The following is a 1,273-nucleotide window of genomic DNA, read 5'->3' on the forward strand; positions in this document are numbered from 1 at the left end:
TTGACCTTGCCCCCAGTTTCTATCCAGTTTTGAGTTCGTTTCCGGCGTGGGTTGTGCCCTGCTGGGCGGGTGAAGGGACGGGCGCTGGCGCGGAGCCTTTGGCATAGCGCAGCGCGAGCGACCGTCGCGGATTGAAGGTGCCGGCGAACTCGGCCGGTGTCTGCCAGGCGATTTGGGAGTGCGGCCGGGCGGTGTTGTAATCGGCGCGCCACAGGGCGATGGCGACGCGCGCCTGAGCCAGCGAGGTAAACAGCGTCTCGTTGAGCAGTTCATCGCGCAGTCGGCCGTTGAAGCTCTCGATGAAGCCATTCTGCATCGGCTTGCCGGGCGCAATGTAATGCCATTCGACGCGGCTCTGATCCGCCCAGGAAAGGATGGCGTTCGAGGTGAACTCGCTGCCATTGTCGCTGACGATCATCCTCGGCCGGCCGCGCTCGGCAATGAGCCGGTCCAATTCGCGGGCAACCCGCATGCCCGAGAGAGACGTATCAACGATGAGTGCCAGGCACTCTCTCGTGCAGTCGTCGACGACGGCCATGATGCGGAAGCGGCGCCCGTCGGTGAGCTGGTCCGATACGAAGTCGAGCGACCAGCGCTCGTCGGGCCTCAGCGGCACCAGCATCGGCGCCCTTGTCCCGATCGCCCGTTTGCGGCCGCCACGGCGGCGAACGGCGAGCTTCTCCTCCCGATAGAGCCGGAACAGCTTCTTGTGGTTCACGATCAGGCCCTCCCGCCTCAGCATCACGAGAAGACGCCGGTAGCCGAACCGACGACGTTCCTGCGCGATTGCCTTCATCCGCTCGCGAACCTCGCGGTCGTCCGGCCTGCTGGTCTCGTAGCGAACCGTCATGCGGCAACAGCCGATGGCTTTACACGCCCGCCGTTCGCTCATCCCGAAGCCTTCCTTCAGGCGAGCGACAGCTTTCCGCTTGGCCGCGGGCGTCACCATTTCTTTCCCACAAGATCCTTCAACGCGGCATTGTCGAGCATGGCGTCGGCCAAAAGCCGCTTTAGCCGCGTGTTCTCGTCCTCCAGCGCCTTCAGTCGCCGAGCCTCGGAGATATCCATCCCGCCGAAGCGGGCCTTCCAGTTGTAGATCGAGGCGTCGCTGACCCCGTGCTTGCGGCACAGATCGGCAACCGATACCCCGGCCTCGTGTTCCTTCAAAATTCCGATGATCTGCTCTTCAGAGAAGCGGCTACGTTTCATGTCCTGGTCCTCTCGATGGGCCAGAACGAACTTCAAACCGGATTAGATCAGAGGGGCAAGGTCA

At 63.2% G+C, this 1,273-nt stretch carries 1 protein-coding gene; it reads right to left on the minus strand.

Annotated elements, in window-relative coordinates; genetic code table 11:
- Positions 1-19 precede the first annotated feature (19 nt).
- A protein-coding gene (locus NKH52_RS35325) for an IS3 family transposase (protein WP_352736892.1) occupies positions 20-1,209 on the minus strand; the annotation gives its coding sequence in 2 pieces (ribosomal slippage) (positions 20-960 and positions 960-1,209; 1,191 coding nt in all).
- Positions 1,210-1,273: the final 64 nt, after the last annotated feature.

It is taken from the genome of Mesorhizobium sp. M1066 (genome assembly GCF_040318635.1).
GTDB lineage: Bacteria > Pseudomonadota > Alphaproteobacteria > Rhizobiales > Rhizobiaceae > Mesorhizobium.